General features: G+C 69.6%; 18 protein-coding genes. 4 read left to right on the top strand and 14 right to left on the bottom strand.

Features of this window, described 5'->3' with window-relative positions; translation table 11 throughout:
- The first annotated feature begins 154 nt into the window (after window positions 1–154).
- The gene (locus tag SK854_RS19705) at window positions 155–823 is read left to right on the top strand and encodes a DedA family protein (RefSeq protein ID WP_319976560.1); all 669 of its coding nucleotides are present in this window, start codon (window positions 155–157) and stop codon (window positions 821–823) included.
- Between the two features lie 4 nt (window positions 824–827).
- On the opposite strand, the gene SK854_RS19700 is transcribed toward SK854_RS19705, so the two are convergent.
- Genes SK854_RS19700 through SK854_RS19685 form a run of 4 tightly spaced genes read right to left on the bottom strand, consistent with a single transcriptional unit; the run spans window position 828 to window position 4,904 of the window.
- On the bottom strand, window positions 828–1,244 hold the full coding sequence (locus SK854_RS19700) for a hypothetical protein (protein ID WP_319976559.1): 417 nt from the start codon (window positions 1,242–1,244) through the stop codon (window positions 828–830).
- A gap of 46 nt (window positions 1,245–1,290) precedes the next feature.
- Window positions 1,291–3,411 (bottom strand): ATP-binding protein, encoded by a 2,121-nt coding sequence (locus SK854_RS19695; protein ID WP_319976558.1) that lies wholly within the window; start codon window positions 3,409–3,411, stop codon window positions 1,291–1,293.
- A 48-nt stretch (window positions 3,412–3,459) separates the two neighbouring features.
- A complete protein-coding gene (locus SK854_RS19690) occupies window positions 3,460–4,095 on the bottom strand; it encodes a nucleoside/nucleotide kinase family protein (RefSeq protein WP_093595565.1) in 636 nt (211 codons plus the stop codon).
- Window positions 4,059–4,904 carry a PfkB family carbohydrate kinase gene (locus SK854_RS19685; RefSeq protein ID WP_319976557.1) on the bottom strand — a complete coding sequence of 282 codons (846 nt, stop codon included), beginning with the start codon at window positions 4,902–4,904 and terminating at the stop codon, window positions 4,059–4,061. The genes SK854_RS19690 and SK854_RS19685 overlap by 37 nt, the downstream gene beginning before the upstream one ends.
- Window positions 4,905–4,937: 33 nt before the next feature.
- Between SK854_RS19685 and SK854_RS19680 the strand changes: the two genes are divergently transcribed.
- Entirely contained in the window at window positions 4,938–5,915 is a 978-nt protein-coding gene (locus SK854_RS19680; RefSeq protein WP_319976556.1) for a LacI family DNA-binding transcriptional regulator, read from the top strand.
- A complete protein-coding gene (locus tag SK854_RS19675) occupies window positions 5,909–6,640 on the top strand; it encodes a sugar phosphate isomerase/epimerase family protein (RefSeq protein ID WP_319976555.1) in 732 nt (243 codons plus the stop codon). The genes SK854_RS19680 and SK854_RS19675 overlap by 7 nt, the downstream gene beginning before the upstream one ends.
- Here the strand turns inward: SK854_RS19675 and SK854_RS19670 are convergent.
- From SK854_RS19670 to pyrE, 4 genes are read right to left on the bottom strand one after another with little or no spacing between them, the layout of a single operon-like run.
- Complete coding sequence (locus tag SK854_RS19670; RefSeq protein ID WP_319976554.1) at window positions 6,630–7,727, bottom strand: glycoside hydrolase family 76 protein; 1,098 nt, start codon at window positions 7,725–7,727, stop codon at window positions 6,630–6,632. The two genes, SK854_RS19675 and SK854_RS19670, sit on opposite strands and share 11 nt — an antisense overlap.
- Window positions 7,728–7,752: 25 nt before the next feature.
- Window positions 7,753–8,430 (bottom strand): TrmH family RNA methyltransferase, encoded by a 678-nt coding sequence (locus SK854_RS19665; protein ID WP_319976553.1) that lies wholly within the window; start codon window positions 8,428–8,430, stop codon window positions 7,753–7,755.
- Window positions 8,390–8,758, bottom strand: coding sequence for a DUF2784 domain-containing protein (locus SK854_RS19660; RefSeq protein ID WP_319976552.1), 369 nt, complete (start codon window positions 8,756–8,758; stop codon window positions 8,390–8,392). The genes SK854_RS19665 and SK854_RS19660 overlap by 41 nt, the downstream gene beginning before the upstream one ends.
- A 59-nt stretch (window positions 8,759–8,817) precedes the next feature.
- Entirely contained in the window at window positions 8,818–9,372 is a 555-nt protein-coding gene (gene pyrE / locus SK854_RS19655) for an orotate phosphoribosyltransferase (RefSeq protein ID WP_319976945.1), read from the bottom strand.
- Window positions 9,373–9,437: 65 nt separating this feature from the next.
- Between pyrE and SK854_RS19650 the strand changes: the two genes are divergently transcribed.
- Window positions 9,438–9,989, top strand: coding sequence for a hypothetical protein (locus tag SK854_RS19650; protein ID WP_319976551.1), 552 nt, complete (start codon window positions 9,438–9,440; stop codon window positions 9,987–9,989).
- Here SK854_RS19650 and SK854_RS19645 read toward each other — a convergent pair whose 3' ends face one another.
- The 6 genes from SK854_RS19645 to SK854_RS19620 form a co-directional block, all read right to left on the bottom strand.
- On the bottom strand, window positions 9,990–10,442 hold the full coding sequence (locus SK854_RS19645; RefSeq protein ID WP_319976550.1) for a hypothetical protein: 453 nt from the start codon (window positions 10,440–10,442) through the stop codon (window positions 9,990–9,992).
- Window positions 10,439–11,332: a WXG100 family type VII secretion target gene (locus tag SK854_RS19640; protein ID WP_319976549.1), complete on the bottom strand. Its 894-nt coding sequence runs from the start codon at window positions 11,330–11,332 to the stop codon at window positions 10,439–10,441. Before SK854_RS19640 ends, SK854_RS19645 begins: the two co-directional genes overlap by 4 nt.
- Complete coding sequence (locus SK854_RS19635; protein ID WP_319976548.1) at window positions 11,329–11,643, bottom strand: hypothetical protein; 315 nt, start codon at window positions 11,641–11,643, stop codon at window positions 11,329–11,331. The genes SK854_RS19640 and SK854_RS19635 overlap by 4 nt, the downstream gene beginning before the upstream one ends.
- 37 nt (window positions 11,644–11,680) lie before the next feature.
- Window positions 11,681–12,454: an SDR family NAD(P)-dependent oxidoreductase gene (locus SK854_RS19630; RefSeq protein WP_319976547.1), complete on the bottom strand. Its 774-nt coding sequence runs from the start codon at window positions 12,452–12,454 to the stop codon at window positions 11,681–11,683.
- 55 nt (window positions 12,455–12,509) lie between these two features.
- Window positions 12,510–13,241 carry a type III secretion system chaperone family protein gene (locus tag SK854_RS19625; RefSeq protein WP_319976546.1) on the bottom strand — a complete coding sequence of 244 codons (732 nt, stop codon included), beginning with the start codon at window positions 13,239–13,241 and terminating at the stop codon, window positions 12,510–12,512.
- Between the two features lie 73 nt (window positions 13,242–13,314).
- On the bottom strand, window positions 13,315–14,142 hold the full coding sequence (locus tag SK854_RS19620) for a helix-turn-helix transcriptional regulator (RefSeq protein WP_319976545.1): 828 nt from the start codon (window positions 14,140–14,142) through the stop codon (window positions 13,315–13,317).
- Between the last annotated feature and the right edge of the window lie 52 nt (window positions 14,143–14,194).

The following is a 14,194-nucleotide window of genomic DNA, read 5'->3' as shown; positions in this document are numbered from 1 at the left end:
CCGCAACGCTAGCCCGATTCGACTGGTTCACTCGATGGTGATCTCAATCGAAGGGAGTTCACGCGGTGACTCGGCGTGCTCAATCCAGATTTCGTCCACCCGTTAACCCGATGTCGCCGTGCCCCTCGCACGGCACGACGTAGGCTGGCTCACCGTGGCGCATGCTTTCGCCTCGCTGGAGACCGCGGGTCCGGTGGCCGTTTGGGTCATCGTGCTGAGCTTCATCTTCGTCGAGTGCGCTTTCATCTTCGGGCTCTTCCTGCCCGGTGACTCGCTGCTGTTCGCGGCCGGTGTGGTGCTGGCTACGCACAACAGCGAGTTGTCGGCATGGCTGCTGTCCCTCGCGGCTCTGATCGTCGCCGTCGTCGGCAACCAGGTCGGTTACTTCATCGGCCGAGGCACCGGCACGCGCGTGCTCGCCCGCAAGGGCGGCAAGGTGCTGAACCGGCAGAACCTGAAACGCGCGGGCGACTTCCTCGACCGGCGCGGCTTCTGGGCCGTCGTGCTCGCCCGGTGGATCCCGTGGATCCGCACGCTGGCACCGATGATCGCGGGCGCCGCCCGGATGGACCTCCGCCGGTTCACGCTGGCCACGACCATCGGTGCGATCGCGTGGGTGCCGACGCTGGTGCTGGCCGGCTACTACGGCGCGGGAGTTCTGCAGACGTTCCCGTGGCTCGAGACGGCGGCGATCGTCGTCAGCGTCGCGTTCTTCCTGGGCGGCACCGGCTGGGGCATCTGGCGCTACCGCCAGGAGATGGCGAAGCCGATCGACGAGACCAGCGAAGACCTGGAGCACGTCAGCCACCCGCAGGCACGCTGATCCGTCAGAGGAACAGGTGCGACGCGTTGTTGAAGAGGGTGTTGTCGAGAAGCGTGCAGGTCTCGGCTGGGATCGTGTCGTAAGTGCCCTTGTGGTCGCTGTTGAAGTACACGCGCACGGGCTTTGACCTCAAGTTGCACGCCCTCACGGCGTTGTTCTTGATGCACTCGCCATAGCCGAGCGTGCCCGGCGTCCGGTACTCGTAGCACGACGGCTGCGTCTCTCCGTAGTTCTTGAGCGACGACGCGAAGTCCGACAGCGAAACGGTGCTGCTGTTGGCCCAGTAGTAGCAGAACTCGTTGTTGTCGCACTTGCCGTCGCGCGCCGCGGCCGAGGCGGCGGGCGCGGCCACGGCGACGGCCACGGCGGCGAGTGCACCTGCGACGGCCGTCCTGGCGAGGCTCCTCGAGAAGTTGTTCATGCCGTTGATGGTTGCGAGAACGCAAGGACCTCGACAGCGACAACCTCTACGAAGAACCTCCACATTTCGCGAGGTGCTGCCGCAGGCTCGCCTGCCGTCTCAGGTCGCCGTGCCGCTCGGCGATGCCCAGGCCCCGGCGCAGCGTCTCGACCGCCGCCGCACGATCCCGGCGCAGCAGGTGCACCAGCCCCAGCTCCTCCAGGCACGCCACCTCGCCGGTCGCGTCTCCTCCCTCGCGGAACAGGTGCAGGCTCCTGGCCAGCGCCGTCGCGGCGTCCTCGGTCCGGCCTGAACGGCGGTGCAGTGCGCCGATCCGGTGCAGCACGCCCGCACAGACGCGTTCGTCGCTCTCCTGAGAGCTCAGCCGCAGGCTGTCCAGGTAGCAACGGAGCTCGCGCTCGTGGTCGCCGCGCTTGCCGTAGGCGCTGCCCAGCTGTTCCAGGACCGCGGCCTCGACGCACTTCAGCCCCAGTTCGCGCGCCACGGCGAGGCTCTCCTCACCGGTCTCGACGGTGTCCATCACCTCGCTGAGGTTGGTGAGGCAGACCGCCACGCCGTTGGTGTCGCCCAGCTCCCGGAACGAGGCCAAGGCGCGGTGCAAGGGGCCTGCATCGCCCAGCGCGACGCCCAGGTCCATCTCGACGATCGCGTGCGCCAGCGGGTCGCTCGTCGCGGGCAACGCCAGCGCGCACAGCTCGGCCCAGTCCGCGCGATGGCCACGGCTCAGGTAGTACGGGAACAGCCCGGTCGCGAGCCGGACCAGCGCCTGAGCCGGCACACCGGGCGTCCGGCAGAGATCGGCCAGGTGCGAGCGGTGCTCGTCGAGCCACGCGAACGCTGCCGCGGCCGTGGTGAAGTCCGGTGCGCCGGCGGTCCACGCCGGGTCGGCCCAGGTCCCGCGGAAGCTGTGCGGCACGGCCAGCGCCACCGACCGCCACGCCACCGCGACGAACAGATCGGCGACCCTCCCGAGCGCCTCGGGGTCCGCCGGCTGTTCGCGCGCATAGGTCCGGACGAGGTCGTGCATCCGGTAGCGGCCGGGCGTCGTGGCCTGCATCAGGTGCAGGTCGGCCAGCCGTTCCAGCACCAGTTCGGCGGCGAGCCCGTCCACGTCGAGCAGGCGGGCGGCGACCGGTAGCGAGATGTCCTCGAAGACGCCGAACAGCGTGAACGCGCTCAGGTCGGACGGGTCCAGCTGGTCGACGGACACGGCGAAGCTCGCCCGGATTCCCGCGTCGTCGCGGTCCAGCTCGTCGAGCCTGCGCACGGCCAGGCGGCGCGCGAGGTGGGCGATCGGCCAGGCAGGGCGGGACGCGAGCCGGGCACCGGCGAGGTGGACGGCGAGCGGCAGCCGTCCGCACTGCTCCACCACCTGCACCGCCGACGACGGGTCGGCGCCGGTCCGTTCCGGTCCCGCGTAGGCCGCGAGCAGGTCGAGCGCCTCGCGTTCGGGCAGCAGGTCCAGCCTCAGGTGGTGGGCCTGCGGCAGCGTGTCCATGGCCCGGCGGCTGGTCACGACCGCAGCGCAACCGACGGTGCCGGGCAGCAGCGGCTGGATCTGAGCGGCCGTCGCCGCGTCGTCGAACACGAGCAACACCCGCAGCCCGGCCAGCGCGGACCGGAACCGCGCGGCCGTCTCGGCCAGCGTTCCGCCGTGGTCGGGCCTGCCAAGGGCGCGCAACAGCTGACCCAGCGCGTCCTCCGGCGGGAGGCTCGCGCGCAGGTCCAGGTAGAGCTGACCGTCGGGGAAGAGGTCACCGACGCGATGGGCCACGTGCAGCGCGAGCGACGTCTTGCCGACGCCCGCCATGCCCGAGACGATCACGACGCCCGATCGTTCCACCAGGCCGGTCAGCTCGGCGACCTCGGCCTCCCGCCCGGAGAACCGCACCGGCGCGGCGGGCAGCTGCCGGACCGGTGCACACGGCGTGCGGCGCGGTCTGGGCGTGCGGGCGGCGGCCGCGGCGAACTCGGCCCGTTCGTCCGCGCCCAGGCCGAGCGCGTCGGCGAGCCGGAGCACCGTGGCGCGATGAGGATGGCGCCGATCGCCCCGTTCCAGGGAACCGATGGCCTGACCGCTCAGGCCCGCCTTCTCGGCCAGCGCCTCCTGGGTGAGTCCGGCGGCGATCCGGTGGTGGCGTAGCAGGATTCCCAGCACAGAGTCCACGGTTCATCCCCCCGCGGCAGAGCACGCACGGACCAGCGATCCGGTTGCCTACAGGACTTCGGTGATCAGCAGGTCCGCCGATCCCTTGGACGAGTTCACCATCAACGCGTTGACGTGGTCCGTGCCGTGCAGCACGCGTTCCTCCGCCTCCGACAGGGTGCGCCCGTACCGCAGATGGCGGTCGATCAGCCGTTGCACGCGCACGTCCTCGTCGATGAACAGGAACCACGCCTCGTCCAGGATGATCCGGACGCGTTTCCACTTGTCGTAGTTGAGCAGCAGGTAGTTGCCCTCGGTGACGACGAGCGGGACGTCCGGGTGCACCGGCACGGCGCAGGCGACCGGTTCCTCGATCTCGCGGCGGAACTCCGGCGCGTAGATCATGTCCGGCCCGCACGCCTTGATCCGGCCGAGCAGGTCCACGTAGCCGGGGATGTCGAACGTGTCGGGCGCGCCCTTGCGTTCCACCAGCCGCAGCCGTTCGAGCTCGCTCTGCGCGAGGTGGAAACCGTCCATCTCGACCAGCACGGCCTGGCCGTCGAGGGCCTCGACGAGCCGTCGCGCGAGTGTCGACTTGCCCGAACCGGGTGCGCCGCCGATGCCGAGAATCTTGCGCTCACCCTGATCGGTGAGAACTCGAGCCCGTTCTAGCAGCTCGTCGAACCTGACCTGCTGTCCTGCCACCGCGCCAGCTCCTCAACCCAGTCCCCGACCGCACCGACGCGAACGGCGGCCGCCTCCGAAGCGAACCCGATGGCGGCCACCGGGTCCGTCCCTGACGCGAGCGCGTAGGCGTACGCGCCGTGCCAGACGTCGCCGGCACCGTTCGTGTCCTTCACCTCCACCGCGGGCACGGGCAGCTCTCCCGACGAGCCGTTCCGCGACCAGGTGACCGGCTTCGCACCCTGCGTGCGAATGACCAGCGGCACCCCGTAGGAGTGCACCTCGGCCTCGGACCGCTCGAACCCGTGAGAGCAGGCGGCCACGTCCACCAGCGGCAACAGGTGATCGAGGACAGGTTTCCAGCTCCCGGCGTCGAGCACCACAGGCAATCCCATGGCTTTCGCCTGCCGGGCGACGGGGATCACGAGGCCCTCGTGGTGTCCGTCCAAGAGCACCACGTCCGCAGCGTCCAGAAGATCAGACAAATCCGGCGCCTCCACCGGCACTGAGGCGTTGCGGGAAACGACCGTGCGCTCCCCATCAGCGTCTCTGACGACGACCATGCTCACAGGCGTCGTGCCCGGCACAGCGGTCACTTGAACCGGTTCCAAGGAAGCCCTGACGAATTCACCCAGTGCGTCGGCGCCCAACGCGGTGAGCAACGCCGCCCGGCCGCCCAGTGCCGCGACCGCGCGGGCCGCGTTGGCCGCCGGACCGCCGGGCGACAGCACCGCGCCGAGCGAGCGGATCTTCTGGCCCGGTTCCGGGAAGGCGTCCACCCGTTGGGTCACGTCGAGAGTTGTGAGCCCGACACACAGCACGGCTGCCATCTGGGCTTCCTCCAAACGGGTAAGGTCCGAGCCATGGTCACCATGCGGGATGTAGCGGCTCTCGCGGGAGTCTCCATCACCACGGTGTCACACGTGATCAACGAGACGAGGCCGGTCGCGGGGGACACGCGCGAGCGCGTCCAGAAGGCGATCGACGAGACCGGGTACACGGGGGACGCGATCGCGCGTTCGCTGGTCATGGGCGGCACGAAGTCGCTGGGCCTGGCCGTGTCACTGGTCTCGCACCCGTACTTCGCCGAGCTGATCGCCGCCATCGAGTCCGAAGCGACTCGCAACGGCTATTCGCTCGTGCTGATCGACACGAGAGACACCCCCGAGTCCGAGCAGACGGCGGTCAGAACGCTGCGCTCGCGAAGAGTCGACGGGTTGCTGCTCACACCGTCCGCCGGCACCGGGGGAAGCCTCGTGCTGCCGGAGCTCAAGCGGCTGAACATCCCCACCGTGCTGGTGGACCGGCTGACCGTGGCCAAGGACATCGACCAGGTCGGGCCGGAGAACGTGCAGGCCACCTCGGGTCTGGTGAAGCACCTCGCGGAACTGGGGCACCGGCGGATCGGCATCGTCTGTGGCCAGGTGGGCGTGGCGACGACCGAGGAACGCATCCTCGGCTACCGCCTCGGTCTCGGCCGCGCGGGCCTGAAGTGGGACGAGGCCCTGGTCTCGCAGAGCGGCTGGCTCGCGCCGCTGCTCGACCAGGAGGACCCGGCCACGGCCGTCGTGGCGGCGGACCACCTCGTCACGGTCGGCATGCTGCACGAGGCCCGCGCCCGCGGCCTGAAGCTCGGCACCGACCTGGCCGTCGTCGCCTACGACGAGGTCGAGTGGGCCACGTTGATCGAACCGCCGCTCACCACGCTGGCCCAGCCGGTCGAGGAGATCGGGCGGACCGCGGTGAAGCTGCTGCTCTCCCGCATCGCCGACCCGCAACGGCCTCCGGAGACCATCCGGCTGGCGCCGTCCCTGCGGCACAGGCAGTCCTGCGGATGCTGATCCCCGGACTCGTCTCGGTGACGTTCCGGCAGCTCACGGTCTCCGAGATCGGCGAGCTGGCGACGGAGTGCGGGCTGCGGGCCGTGGAGTGGGGCGGCGACGTGCACGTGCCGCCCGGCGACGTCGCGGCGGCACGACGGGCTTTGGACACCGGCCTGAAGGTGGCCGCGTACGGGTCGTACTACCGCGCCGGTGTCTCCGATCGCGCCGACCTGGCGCCGATCCTGGAGACCGCGGCCGAACTGGACGCGCCGTTCGTGCGGGTCTGGGCCGGCACCGCGGGGTCGGCCGAGTGCCCCGACCGCGGTCCGGTGATCGAGGCGTTGCAGCACGCCGTGGAGCACGCGGACGCGCTGGGCACGAAGATCGCGCTGGAGTACCACCCGAACACGCTCACGGACACGCTCGACTCGGCGGTGCGATTGCTCGACGAGGTCGACGGCGTGGTGTCGTACTGGCAGCCACGCGGGGGCCAGGACGTGTTCTCCGCCGTGCACGAGGTGCGGACGCTGGAACCGGTGACTGCGCACGTCTTCTCGTGGGGCTCCGGCGGCTTCAAGGAGCGGTTCCCGCTCGCCGAACGCCGTGACCTGTGGAAGCCGGTGCTGACCGAGCTCGCGCGTGACGGCGTCGAACGCAACGCACTGCTGGAGTTCGTGCTGGACGACTCGCCGGAGCAGTTCCGCGAGGACGCCAGGACGTTGCTGAGCTGGCTCAAGCAGTAGCGACGTTCAGGCCGTGCCGTTCGAGCAGGGCGGCCGCCTCCAGGCACATCCAGCCACCGAGCTGGACGGACAGGTCACGCCCCTCCTTCTCGTCGGCCGGGACCGTCCACTCCGGACCGAACAACGGGCCGCTCACCGCCATCACGCGGTTGTTCCACGCCGCTTCCGCCGACTGGACGACGAGTTCCCTGGCCAGGTCCGCGGTCTCGTGCCGATCGGGGTCGAGGTCGGGGATCACCAGCGCCGCCTCGGCGAGGTAGCGGGTCAGGATGCCCGCGAACAGGCCGCCGTCACCACCGCCCTGACCCCTGATCACGCCGTTGGTGGCGAGGTCGTCGTGCACGGCGGTGATCGTGCGGGCGGCCTTGTCGAGCCACTTGTCGTGCTGGCCGTGCTTGGCCAGTTCGACGCACGCGCCGATCAGAACCCCTTGGCAGTACGTGTAGATGTTCTTCTCGTACTCGCGGATCTCGCCGTTGGGGTGGACGTGCAGGCCGTCCCACGCGAGGCCGTTGCCCGGATCGACGAGGTGCTCCTCGACCCAGTCCACGATGGACCGCGCGCGGGCGAGGTCGGTGCGTTCGTTCTGGCGGGCCAGGAAGATCGCGGCCGGGCCGTTCGCGGGGACGTTCTTGAAGTCGTCGTTGCGCTTCCACCAGATGCCGCCGCCGGCGTGGTCGGTCCAGCCGTCCCGCAGCCGCACGGCGATCGCGTCGAGCGCCTTGGGCTTCGCGACACCGACCTCGTTCTGGGCGCGTTGCAGGGCGAGGCCGAGCCAGGCGATGTCGTCGTAGAAGTCGTTGGTCCAGCCGAGGACGTTGCGCACCCTGATGCCCCGCACGACCTTCGCGATGGCCGCCTTGCGCAGTTCGTTGGGCGAGCGCAGGTAGCCGTCGATCATGCAGTCGAGCAGGTGCGCCTGCCACCAGTAGTTGAAGCTGGTGTGGATCTTGTCCTTGAAGAGCGGGGGCCACGCCCGCGCCCCGAGAAGCGTGCCCGGCACACCCCAGACCCGCCGAAGGTGCCTGGAGTACACCGCGCGCTCCGCGACACCCGCGCGTGCCGCCAGCAGTTTCGCGATCACCACCAGGTCATCGTGCGTGCTTGACCGGTCAAGAAGCTCGATGAATCACCCAGTGGTAGAGGCCCATGGCCACAGAAGTTGTGAGGTTGTAACTGCTGACCTTCTCGCGCATGGGCAGCCGGACGATCCTGGACGCCTTCGCGCGTACCTCGGCGGAGAGCCCGTGGCGTTCCGAACCGAACGCCAGCACGGCGTCGTCGGGAATCGGGCCTTTCAGCAGGTCACCGTCCGCGTCGAACGCGATGAGCTCACCCGTGAAGTCCAGGTTGTCTACCTTGGCGACCGGCAGCGCGAAGTGCAGTCCGGCAGATCCCCGCAGCACGTTGGGGTGCCACGGGTCGACGTCGCCGGTGGAGATCACGCCACCCGCGTCGAGGCCGGCGGCCACCCGGATCGCGGCACCGAAGTTGCCGAGGTTGCGCGGATTGTCGAGCAGGACGATCGGAGCGTCCCGGTCGAACGCCAGGTCCGGCTTCTCCGCGAACCCCGCCACCCCCGTCGGGTGCGTTCGGCCGGCACGGAGCTTGAAGTGGTTCTGGTCCACCTCGGTGGCGGCCGCGAACCGCTCGCGCAGATCAGGTGCGTGCGTCTCGGCGAGGCTGATCGCGGCGGCGAGGTCCGTCGTGATCAGCGGGTGCACATCGGCGCCGAAGCGCAACGCGTGCTTAACAGCGTGAAAGCCTTCGAGCAGCACGGTGACCAGCATAGAAGCCGACCCACGAGATGATCACGATCGACCCCAGCACCAGCTGGACCAGCGTCGACGCGCTCTCCGGGTACCAGACGCCGTCGATGTAGTGGTCGATGAAACCCGTGCCCAGCGGCGGCATGCCTGCCTGCGCGCGGAAGTACTCCTCCGCGGTCGTCAGCGGGCACGTCACCGGCACCAGCAGACTGAGGATCGCCCACGCACCGATCGCCAGGTGCGGGTAGATCACGCCGCGCCATCGCCATGCCGCGTACCCGCCCACGAGCAGGAACGCCAGCACCGCGAAGTGCAACGTCATGACCGCCTCAGCGAACAATCTGGCCATTCGCACCACCCCGTCCTCCAGCCTAGGACGGGGTGGCTCGAAGCGCTCTCGATAAAACCTCAGGCGAGTCCGAGATCGTTCAGGTCGAGCAGGTAGCGGTACGGCAGACCCTCGGCCTCGATGGCCTCCTTGGCGCCCGTACCGCGGTCGACGACGGTGGCGACGCCGATGACGTCAGCCCCGTGTTCGCGCAGCGCAGCGACGGCCGTGAGCACCGAACCGCCGGTGGTGGAGGTGTCCTCGACCGCGAGCACACGCTGCCCACGCACGTCGATGCCCTCGATCTGCCGCTGCATGCCATGCGCCTTGTTCGCCTTGCGCACGACGAACGCGTCGAGCACGTCACCGTCGGCTCCGGCGGAATGCATCATCGCGTAGGCGACGGGGTCCGCGCCGAGCGTCAAACCGCCGACCGCGACGAAGTCCCAGTCGGACGTGAGCTGCCGCAGCAGCCTGCCGATCAACGGGGCCGCCGCGTGGTGCAGCGTCGCCCGCCGCAGGTCGACGTAGTAGTCGGCTTCCTTGCCGCTGGAGAGGGTCACCTTGCCGTGCACCACGGCCAATTCGCTCACAAGACGAGCGAGTTCTGACTTCGCGTTCGCGTCCAAGACCACTTCAGTTCGCACGGGTCGTCAGCTTCGCACACCCTCGCCGTCGCTGCCTCGTACCCTGCATCACTGTGAGCACCCTCTACGTCGAACAGCCGTGGACCTCCATGAGCCTGTTGTTCCGGCCGCACTACCGGGTGGAGGTGTTCGACGAGCACGACACGCCGCTCATGGTGGTGAGGGAAAGCAGCGGACCAGGCCTGCAGCGACCGTTGCGGCACACCGGGTTCTCCGGCTGGACGTCGTTCGACCTCGACGTGGTCGCGCCGCACGGCCAGCCGATCATGCACATCGCCAAGCAGTTCGGACGACGCCCGCACGTGCGGGTCAGCACCCCGGCCGGTCAGTTGATCGGGACCATCAAGACCCACGGCGCGTGGAAGCAGTCGCTGCACGACCCGAGCGGTCAGCAGCTCTGCTTCTTCACCGACATCGGGCGGATCGACACCGGAGCGCGGGCCAAGCGCCACGGCAAGCGCGTCCGCCGGGACCGCGTCCAGATCAACCCTCAGGTCACCGAGCCGCTGCGCTCGCTGGCGACCGCCTGCGCGGTCGCCTTCGACGTCGTTCGCGGCACCGGAACCCGCCACACCAGCAGTGGCGGCGTGGACTGGCCAGTCTGACTACCAGGCGTCCTTGCGGAAGTGGCTCGGGCCGTCGTCCTCTTCGTCGTCGTCACGGCGCGGCCTGGGCGGCGGCTGCGGGGCGGGGTTGCCCGACTCGATGATGTCGTCGATGTCCTGACCCTCCTCGATCGCGCGGTAGGCGCGCTGGAGGTCGGGAACGCCGACCGCGAGCGCCTGCTGCACGCCGGGGTCGTTCATCGCACGGCCCGCCGCCACGTCGGCCCAGGACATCTCGCCGGCGTCGACGCGCCGCTGGAGGTCCTTGAGCTCCTTCGGCGCGCCGGGCGACTTCGCGAACCGTTCGATCGCGGCGAGGTCCTGTTCGGAGAGCCCGCGCGACCGGCGCTGCACGTGCGAGGCGGCCGTCGCGACCTTGCCCAGGTCGTCGATCCGGGAGTCGACCTCGGAGAACAGCGCCTGCAGGCGTGCCTGGTCGTAGGGGAACGTCACTGCTGACCCCCGCCGGTGGGCGCGGGTGCCGGAGCGGGCGCGGGAGCCGGGGCCGAACTCGACCGGCCCGACGCGGCGGAACCGGCCTTGCCGAGGCTGTAGGCGCCGAGACCGACGCCGATCGCACCGGACTTCGCGGCCGCCACGCCGTTGTCGAACTTCTGCTTGCCGTCCTGCACGCCGTCGACGACGTCCAGCGCGTCGTTCACGTTCCTGACGTCCTTGAGCTTCATCAGCGCCGTGCCCATCGCCACGATGCCGTCGACCATGCCCTTGACACCCTCGATCAGCGTCATGATCGACTGGATGATCTTGCGGATCGCGTCGACGATCTGGATGGCGTCGTAGACCATCCACACCGCGCGGCCCCAGCCGACGACCGGGATCACCGCGGTCATGGCGGCTTCGAGCAGCATCGTGCAGAGCTTGTCGAGCAGGAACAGCGCGATCTTCGTGGCCGACCGGCACGCCGAGGCCATCGACTGGAACTTGTTGCCGATGATCCGGGCGACCTGGGAGTCCGCCTCGATCGCGATGACCCACATGGTGTCCATGCGGCGCTCGAACGCCTGCGCGGCACCACCGTTCCAGTGCGGGTTGAGCTGACCGACGCCGTCACCGACGTTGTGCCGCACGGAGTCCAGCGCCTTGGCGACCTGGTCCCACGCGTTGGCGTTGGCGTCGATCTTCTCGAAGTCGCCGACCAGCGGGCTGATCAGCGACTCGATCAGGTTCTCGCCGGTGACCTTCTCGTAGATCCAGTTGACGCCCTGGAGCTTCCAGCCGGCGGCCTCGATCAGCTCCTTGGTGCTCTGCCGGCCAGGGCGGTCCTCCGCGGCGGCGCTGAGCGCGACCGACGGGTCCTGGACATCCGCGTACGCCGTGGTCATCGGCCACCTCCCGCACCCTGGATCAGCTTGAGGCCGTACTGGTCGACCTTCTCGTAGGAGTCCGCCGTCTTCCTCAGGGCGTCGGCGTCCTTGAGCATCGTCTTGTTGGCGAAGTCCAACGTCTCCCCGTAGAGGTTCGCGACGCCGGTCACGACGGGGTGCAGCAACGTCAGCAGGCCGGTGAACCCGCTGGTGTCACCGCCCTTGGAGATCGCGTGGTCCTTGATGGTCAGAAAGTGCTGGGCGTTGCGGTCCAGCAGTTCGCTGTACCCGCGCAGCTCGTCCGGTTCGACATGGAACTGTTCGCTCACGAGGGCTCCGACGCGCCGTTAGGCCGAACGGTTCCGCTCAGGTGCGACCGCGACCGCCGGCGAACCGCGACGCCATCCTGCGCACGAACGGCCGCGGCAGCAGCCTCGTGATGGTCACGATCGCCTTGTACTGGAGGCCGGGGATCGACAGCGGCTTGCCCCGTCGCAGGTCGCGCAGGGCCTCGTGGACCAGCTTGTCGGCGTCGACGTAGAGCCAGTCCGGCGTCTTCGACATGTCGATCTTCGCGCGCTGGTGGAACTCGGTCTTCACGAAACCGGGGGCCAGCGCCATGATCCGCACGCCGGTGCCCTCGGCCGCGAGCGCCATGCCCTCGGAGAACGTCGTCACCCACGCCTTGTCGGCGCTGTAGCTGGTGCCGCGGCCGGGCAGGAAGCTGGCGACGCTGGACACGTTGATCACGTCGCCCTTGCCCCGCGCGATCATCGCCGGGATCGCGGCCCTGCTCAGGCGCAGCACCGTGGCGACGTTGACGTCCAGCTGGGCCTGGAGCTTCTCGATGTCGGCGGCGAAGAACTCGCCGGTGTTCGCGAAGCCCGCGTTGTTGACCAGCAGGTCGACGGCCGACTCGGCCAGCCGCTTCTCGACCTTGAGCCGGTCCTCGTGGTCGCTGAGGTCGGCCGGCAGGACGTCGACGTGGACGCCGTGCCGGTCGTGCAGCTGCTTCGCGAGTTCCTCGAGCGCGGACGCGGTGCGCGCGACCAGTACGAGGTCATATCCCTCGGCCGCGAGCCTGCGGGCGAAGGCGGCCCCGATCCCGACGGTCGATCCGGTCACCAGTGCGGTTGGCATGCCACCGAACGGTAGTCGGAAAGCCGGTGATCACCCAACGCTCGGCGGGCTCCGGTCAGGGCTTGCGGCCGAACGACGGCCGGTAGACCTCGCCACCCTCGTCGTCCTCCGCCACCGGTTCCTCCCGCTCGGAGGGGTCCGGGTCGAACGGGTCGATGACGTCCGCCAGCTCACCGACGTCGCGCAGCAGCCGTTCCAGGCGTGCGGGCGACGAGTTCGGCGGGGCCGCGGCCAGCACCCAGTCGTTCTCCATCCAGACGACCGTGACGTCGCCACCGATCTCCTCGGCGGCGTCGATCAGGTCCGGCGTGATGATCTTGCGAGCCGCCGGGACGTCCGTGACGAACGCGTACCGCGAGCCCACCGGCCCGAGCAGGTCGGGCATCGGCATCTTGTCGTTGTCGCGCTGGAACGGGACCGTCGACAGCCACAGTTCGATCACCACCGACAGCGCCCTGCGACAGCGCACGCCGACCAGCACGGAGTTGACCTTGCCGCCGGTCTCGTGATCGAGCACGTAGACCTGCCTGCGCCCGTCCGCGGTGAAGGTGGAGCCCGCGACGACGTCACGGGCGAGACCCGTGCCGTAGTACGCGATGGCTCCCGCTTCCCAGCGGGTCGGCAGCACGTGGTCTGTCTCCTCGAACTGCCAGCCACGCAGGGCAGCCCAACGGCGCCGTTCACGATTACGCGCGGTTCGTTGCGCCCGGTCGGTCGCGAGCAGGGCAAACCCCGCCACGCCCGCCACCGCGGCGACGGTGAACCAGACCCACGCCGGTATGCCCACAGCCAGAGCCTAGTGGGTCGGGGGCGAGGAACGAAGATCACTTCCGCGCGTCGTGACCTGGACGTGCCTTTCCTCAGGTCAGTGACTGGCGCAGCCCGTCCATCGCTTCCTGGCTCGCGTCGTCCGCCGCACGGAAGATCACCAGCAGCTGACCGGGGTCCTGAAGGGACGTGAGCGTCTCGAACCGCAGGGCGATCCGACCGGCCAGCGGATGCCGCATCACCTTGTCCCCGCGGCCGTTGAGCCTGACGTCTCCCTCGGCCCAGAGCCGCGCGAACTCCTCGTCGCCGGTGACGCACTCGGCGATGAGGCCCGCCAGCACCTGGTCCTCGGGGTGCGCGGCCCACGCGGCGCGCAGGTGGGCGACACCGTCGCGCACGGTCCGGTCGCGGTCGACGTAGCGCTCCCGGATCTCCGGATGCAGCAGGCACAACCAGATCGCGTTGCGCCGCGACGGCGGCAGGGTGTCGAAGTCCACGAGCACCCTCGCCATCTCGCTGTTCCACGCGAGGAGGTCGAAGCGGTGGTTCATCACCATGGCCGGCCGCGGTGCCAGGTCGGCGACCAGTCCGGCCAGCGACGGGTCCGCCTCGGTGGCGGCCTCGTCCTCACCGCGAGGCCGTTGCCGGGCCAGGCCGAAGAGGTAGGCGCGTTCGTCGCCGCTCAGGCGCAACGCACCGGCCAGCGCCTCGACGACGTCCGCGGAGGGCCTCAGCCCCCGCGCCTGCTCCAGCCGCACGACGTAGTCGACGCTCACGCCGGCCAGTTCGGCCACTTCTTCGCGGCGCAGCCCCGGAGTCCGCCGCTGCCGGCGCGGGGGAAGGCCGAGGTCCCGCGGGTCCAGCCGTTCGCGCCTGCTCCTCAGGAACGCGGCCAGTTCCTGCGTCACGTCGGTGGCCATGGCCGGTGCAACAGTCCGGGTAGGACTCGTGTTCCCAGGAAGTTCCTTCCCT

This window comes from Lentzea sokolovensis (assembly GCF_033949975.1).
Lineage (GTDB): Bacteria > Actinomycetota > Actinomycetes > Mycobacteriales > Pseudonocardiaceae > Lentzea > Lentzea sokolovensis.
This window is presented reverse-complemented; position numbering and strand designations above follow the sequence as displayed.

Coding starts and splice junctions, on each gene's coding strand:
- SK854_RS19700 (WP_319976559.1), bottom strand. CDS start 1,244: ATGAACAACTTCTCGAGGAGCCTCGCCAGGACGGCCGTCGCAGGTGCA.
- SK854_RS19685 (WP_319976557.1), bottom strand. CDS start 4,904: ATGGCAGCCGTGCTGTGTGTCGGGCTCACAACTCTCGACGTGACCCAA.
- SK854_RS19680 (WP_319976556.1), top strand. CDS start 4,938: ATGGTCACCATGCGGGATGTAGCGGCTCTCGCGGGAGTCTCCATCACC.
- SK854_RS19675 (WP_319976555.1), top strand. CDS start 5,909: ATGCTGATCCCCGGACTCGTCTCGGTGACGTTCCGGCAGCTCACGGTC.
- SK854_RS19665 (WP_319976553.1), bottom strand. CDS start 8,430: ATGCTGGTCACCGTGCTGCTCGAAGGCTTTCACGCTGTTAAGCACGCG.
- SK854_RS19660 (WP_319976552.1), bottom strand. CDS start 8,758: ATGGCCAGATTGTTCGCTGAGGCGGTCATGACGTTGCACTTCGCGGTG.
- SK854_RS19640 (WP_319976549.1), bottom strand. CDS start 11,332: ATGACCACGGCGTACGCGGATGTCCAGGACCCGTCGGTCGCGCTCAGC.
- SK854_RS19630 (WP_319976547.1), bottom strand. CDS start 12,454: ATGCCAACCGCACTGGTGACCGGATCGACCGTCGGGATCGGGGCCGCC.
- SK854_RS19620 (WP_319976545.1), bottom strand. CDS start 14,142: ATGGCCACCGACGTGACGCAGGAACTGGCCGCGTTCCTGAGGAGCAGG.